The sequence below is a fragment of the Amycolatopsis sp. NPDC059021 genome (assembly GCF_042739895.1).
Taxonomy (GTDB): domain Bacteria; phylum Actinomycetota; class Actinomycetes; order Mycobacteriales; family Pseudonocardiaceae; genus Amycolatopsis.
Window position 1 is genome coordinate 44624 of record NZ_JBHYIQ010000038.1, and the last position, 4990, is coordinate 49613.

Annotated in this window: 4 protein-coding genes; 3 read left to right on the top strand and 1 reads right to left on the bottom strand. The window is 71.1% G+C overall.

Features of this window, described 5'->3' with window-relative positions; translation table 11 throughout:
• Window positions 1–135 precede the first annotated feature (135 nt).
• Together ACFWX1_RS22745 and ACFWX1_RS22750 are read left to right on the top strand one after the other, a co-directional pair.
• On the top strand, window positions 136–1914 hold the full coding sequence (locus ACFWX1_RS22745; protein WP_378390326.1) for an isoniazid inducible protein IniA: 1779 nt from the start codon (window positions 136–138) through the stop codon (window positions 1912–1914).
• Window positions 1911–3107, top strand: a complete 1197-nt coding sequence (locus ACFWX1_RS22750) for a GTPase (RefSeq protein ID WP_378390328.1) — start codon at window positions 1911–1913, stop codon at window positions 3105–3107. The genes ACFWX1_RS22745 and ACFWX1_RS22750 overlap by 4 nt, the downstream gene beginning before the upstream one ends.
• On the opposite strand, the gene ACFWX1_RS22755 is transcribed toward ACFWX1_RS22750, so the two are convergent.
• A complete protein-coding gene (locus tag ACFWX1_RS22755; protein ID WP_378390330.1) occupies window positions 3104–3505 on the bottom strand; it encodes a TIGR03618 family F420-dependent PPOX class oxidoreductase in 402 nt (133 codons plus the stop codon). The two genes, ACFWX1_RS22750 and ACFWX1_RS22755, sit on opposite strands and share 4 nt — an antisense overlap.
• Before the next feature lie 155 nt (window positions 3506–3660).
• Here ACFWX1_RS22755 and ACFWX1_RS22760 point away from each other — a divergent pair, with 155 nt between their 5' ends.
• The gene (locus ACFWX1_RS22760; protein WP_378390332.1) at window positions 3661–4875 is read left to right on the top strand and encodes a glycosyl hydrolase family 8; all 1215 of its coding nucleotides are present in this window, start codon (window positions 3661–3663) and stop codon (window positions 4873–4875) included.
• The last annotated feature ends 115 nt before the right edge of the window (window positions 4876–4990 follow it).

Sequence of the window (4990 nt, forward strand, 5' to 3'; positions counted from 1 at the left end):
CCACACAGAGATCCTCTCTGCCCCCCCACCACACCCGCGCGCCCCCCCCCCCCCCGCCCGCGCGCCCGCCGGCCGGCCCCGGGCCCCCGCTCCCCGTTGTGCGGCGCGATCCGGGAGGGGGGACACTCCTTCGTCGTGACCGTCCCCGCCTGGCTCGAGGTCCTCGACGAGACCTTGGCCGCCTGTCGTGCCCACGGCCGCGCGGATCTCGCCGAACGGCTGCGCAGAAGACGTGACGCCGACCCCGGCCGCACGCGGCTGGCCGTGCTCGGTTTTCCCAAGCAGGGCAAGGGTTACCTGCTCAACGCGGTGCTGAACGCGCCGGTCTGCGCGGTCGGCGACGCGGCCACCCCCTCGGTGCCGACCGAGATCGGCTACGCCCCCGAACCCGGGGCCACGCTCGTCGGCCAGGCCCGGGAACGGATCCCGGTCGCCGTCGAGCGGCTGACCGGCGAACTCGGCGCGCGCCCGGCCGGGACGCTGCGCCGGGTCGAGGTCGGTGTCCCGCGCGAACTGCTGTCGGCCGGACTCGTGCTGATCGACACGCCCGCCGTCGGCGACCCGCGGTCCCCGCGTACCGCGGCCGCGCTCGACGTCCTCGCCGACGCGCCCGCGGTCATGCTCGTCTCCGACGCCACAGCACCGCTCACCGCCGCGGAACTCGCGCTGGCCCGGCATGTCCGGACCTGGTGCCCGCACGTCGTGCTGGCGCTGACCAAGATCGACGTCTGCCCCGGCTGGCGTGCGGTGGCCGAACGCGACCGCGCGGCGCTCGCCGAGGCCGGGATCGACGCGCCGGTCCTGCCCGTTTCCGCCGTCGTCCGCCAGGCCGCCGCGAAGGCGGGTGACGTGGAACTCAACGCGCAGTCCGGGTTTCCGGCGTTGCTGGCGTGGATCGCGGAGCAGGGCGCGCGGGGTGCCGAGCAGTCGATGGCGCTGCTCGCCGCGGTCGGTGTGCGGGCCGCGGCGGCGGAACTCGTCGACACCCTGCGCACGCGGGCCGAGGCCGCCGGCCAGGACGCCGGGATCGACCAGACCACGTTGCTCAACCGCGCGCAGCGCCGGGGCGACGAACTGCGCAAGCAGAACCTGAAGTGGCAAAACCTGCTCGCCGACGAGATCGCCGACCTGAGCGCCGACGCCGAGTACGACCTGCGGGAGCGCACCAGGAAGATCGTGCAGCACATCGACCGCACCTTCGACGAGGGCGATCCGGCGAAGGTCTGGCCGGATTTCGCCGCCTGGCTGGACGAAACCCTCGCCGAAGCGGTCGAGACCAACTACGGCTGGATGGCCGCGCGGGCGGAGTGGATCGCACAGGCCGTCGCCGCGGTCTTCGGCACCCGGTACGAACGCGAACTGCCGGAACTGCGCCTGGACGACTCCGGCGTGTCGACGATCGGGGAGGTCGGGCCGCCGCGGATCGAGCGGTTCAAGATCGGCCAGAAAGCGTTCACCGGGCTGCGCGGTTCGTACGGCGGGGTGCTGATGTTCGGCCTGGTCACCAGCCTCGCCGGGATGCCGCTGATCAACCCGGTGTCCATCGGCGCCGGTGCCGCGTTCGCCGCCAAGACCATCCACGACGAGGGCGGGATGCGGCTGCAACGCCGCCAGGCGGCCGCGAAGGCAGCCGCGCAACGCCACGTCGACGACGTCTTCCTGCGGTTCTCCAAGGAATCCCGCGACGCGATCCGGCTGGTACAGCGGCGCCTGCGTGATCACTTCACCGAACTCGCCGAGGAACTTTCCGAGGAACTCACCGCCGAACGCGAGACGATCATCGCGGGTTCGGCCGAGCGGGAACGCCGGTCCGCGGCGCTGCGGCGGGAGATCGACCGCCTCGCGGCCCTGCACAAACGGGCCGGGGAACTGGGCCTGCTCGCCGGGCGGATGCCGCGGGAGCTGCCGGCGTGACCGAGGACGTCCGTGCCCTGCTCGCCGACGCGGCCGCGCTGTACCACGACAATCCGCGCGCGGCCGGGCCGCTTCACTCCTTTTTGGACAGTTGGGACGAACCGCTGCGCGTCGGCTTCACCGGCCCGGCGGGTGCCGGGAAGTCGACGCTGGCCGCGGCGCTCGGCGAATGGCCGACCCGCGCGCTGCGCGAGGTCACCCTGCTCGACGATCCCGCGACGCCGACCGACGCGACCGTGCGGCTGATCCGGCATCTCGAACCGGACGAGCTGGCCGCCGCGCGGCCGGACGGCGGTTCGGCGTTCGCGCGGCAGAGCGCGGTGAACACGATCCTCGTGCTGGCGCGGGCGGACGAGGTCGGCGCGGGCCGGATCGACGCGCTGCTGAACGCGAAACAGCTCGCCAGGCGGGCGTGGCGCGAGGACCCGCAGTGCAGCGGGTTCCAGGGCGTGATCGCGGTTGCCGGGCAGCTCGCCTATGCGGGGCGCGCCCTGCGCGACGACGAATTCGACCTCCTCGCGGCGCTGGGTGCCGTGCCGAGAGCCGAGCTGGACCGGCACCTGCTTTCGGTCGACGCGTTCATCGCGGACCCGTTCCCGGTGGGGCTGCCTGCCGAGACCCGGCGTGCGCTGCTGACCCGCTTCGGGCTCTACGGCGTCCGGCTCGCCGCGACACTCATCCGGACCGGCTGCGACAGCAGGATGCGGTTGTCCGCGGAGCTCGTCCGGCGCAGTGGTCTCGGCGAACTGCGGGACACGATCGCGAGCTGTTTCGTCGCTCGTGCCGGGGTGCTCAAGGCGCGGACCGCCGTGCTGTACCTGGAATCGTTGCTGCGCGGCGAACCCCGCCCGCACAGCGACCGGCTCGCGGTCCGCGTCGAACGGTTCGCCGCCGCGTGCCACGACTTCCGTGAGCTGCGGCTCATCGCCGACATCCGTGGCGGGCGGACAGCGCTGACCGGCGAAGCAGCCGAGGAGGCCGTCCAGCTGCTCGGTGCGCAGGGCACCTCGCCGGGTGAACGCCTCGGGCTCCCGCCGGAGGTCGACCCGGCCGACGTCCACGCCGCGGGGCTGGACGCGATCCGGCGGTGGCGCCACGAGGCGGAACGCCCGGACCGGCCGCGTGCCGATCGCGCGGCCGCCCACGTCGTCGTGCGCAGCGCCGAGGGCGTGCTCGCCAGGATGTTCGCTTAGGCGTTGCCGAGTACGCGGGTCACCGCGATTTCGATGACGACCCGGCCCGGATTCACTCGTGGCTGTCGATACCTTGCCGCGTAACGATTTTCCGCGTCCCGCACCGCTTCGGCGTCCTCGCGCAGCACCGCCCTTCCCTCCAAAGTGGACCAATGGCGGCCCTCGAACTGGCACACCGCCACGGCCGCGCCGTCCGCGCCCGCCGCGCGCACCAGCCGGGCCTTGCGTGACGAGCCGGACGTGATCACCCACGCGATCCCGGCCGCGAAATCGACGGTCACCCCGACCGCGACGACGTGCGGGGTGCCGTCGGGCCGGACCGTGCTCAGCGTGGCCAGCCGCCGTTCGGTCCAGAACCGCGCGAAGTCCGGGCCACGCCCGGTGAGGTCGATCGTCATGGCCGCAACGCTAGCCCGTTCGGGGTAGCGGCCCGGAAGGGTGTCGCACAGGTTAATCGTAAAGAAAGTTTCCTAACAGTCTTGACGTTCTCTTGACCTTTCTGTCAACCTCGGACGCATCGCCGCCGCAGCCGACGAAGTCCTACGGAGGAACGATGAAAAGACCTGTCCGGGCACTGGCGGCGGTGGCCGCGTTCGCAGTGGGCCTGCTGGGGATGCCGAGCCAGGCGGTCGCGGCGCCCGCGGGCGGAACCCCTTACGTGCCAGGCACTCTGCGGCCGTCCGCGTCGCAGGCGGCGCAGGATCAGGCCCTGGAGAAGTACTACTCCTTCTGGAAGCAGCACTTCCTCACCACCAAATGTGGCAGCGGAACCTACGCGGTGCTCGCGCCCGACGCCGATCACGCCTTCGTCGCCGAAGGACAGGGCTACGGCCTGAGCATCGCGGCCATGATGGCGGAGAAGGACCCGCAGGCCCGCAGCATCGTCGACGGCATCCTGAAGTTCGTGAAAGCGCATCCTTCGGTCAACAACAAGGATCTGCACGCCGCCGAACAGGACGCCAACTGCAAGAGCGTCAACGGGAGCGACTCGGCCACCGACGGCGATCTGGAGATCGCCTACGGCCTGCTCGTCGCCGACAAGAAGTGGGGCAGCGGCGGTTCGGTGAACTACAAGGCCGAAGCCGTCCGGATCATCAACGCGATCAAGAAGAGCGAAGTCAACCCGAACACGAAGTACATGCGCCTCGGCGACTGGGCCACCGATGGCAAGTACATCAACAGTTCCCGGTCCTCGGACTGGATGCCGGGCCACTTCCGCGCGTTCGCCAAGGCGACCGGCGACAGCGAGTGGAACACCATCCGCGCCAAGCACGAAAGCGCTGTCTCGACGTTGCAGCAGAACAACGCCCCGAACACCGGCCTGTTGCCGGACTTCGTGGTCGGCACCAACTCGACGCCGAAACCCGCCGGGGCGAACTTCCTGGAGGGCCCGAACGACGGCAAGTACAGCTGGAACGCCTGCCGCGACCCGTGGCGCCTCGGTGCCGACGCGATCACGGCGCCGGGCAGCGCGGCGGCCGGCCAGGTGCGGAAGATGAACGCCTGGATCAAGCAGGCGACCGGCGGCGACCCGGCCAAGATCACCACCGGCTACTCGCTGTCGGGCTCGAAGACCGAAAGCGGCCAGCACCCGTGCTTCACCGCGTCGTTCGCTGTCGCGGCCATGGCCGACCCGGGCTCCCAGGCCTGGCTGGACAAGCTGTTCACCCAGCTCACGTCGTTCGCGCCGGACAACAAGGACTACTACGGCACCGGGATCACGGTGCAGGTCCTGCTCATCCTCTCCGGCAACTACGTCGCGGCCTGAGCTGAAGGGGACTTTCCTCTCACGAGACGCGCTGAATGGGGGGATGCGCCCCAAGCCACCCACGGATGGACCCCCAAAGCACAATAAAAACGCCCCGAGGGACAGGACAAACCCG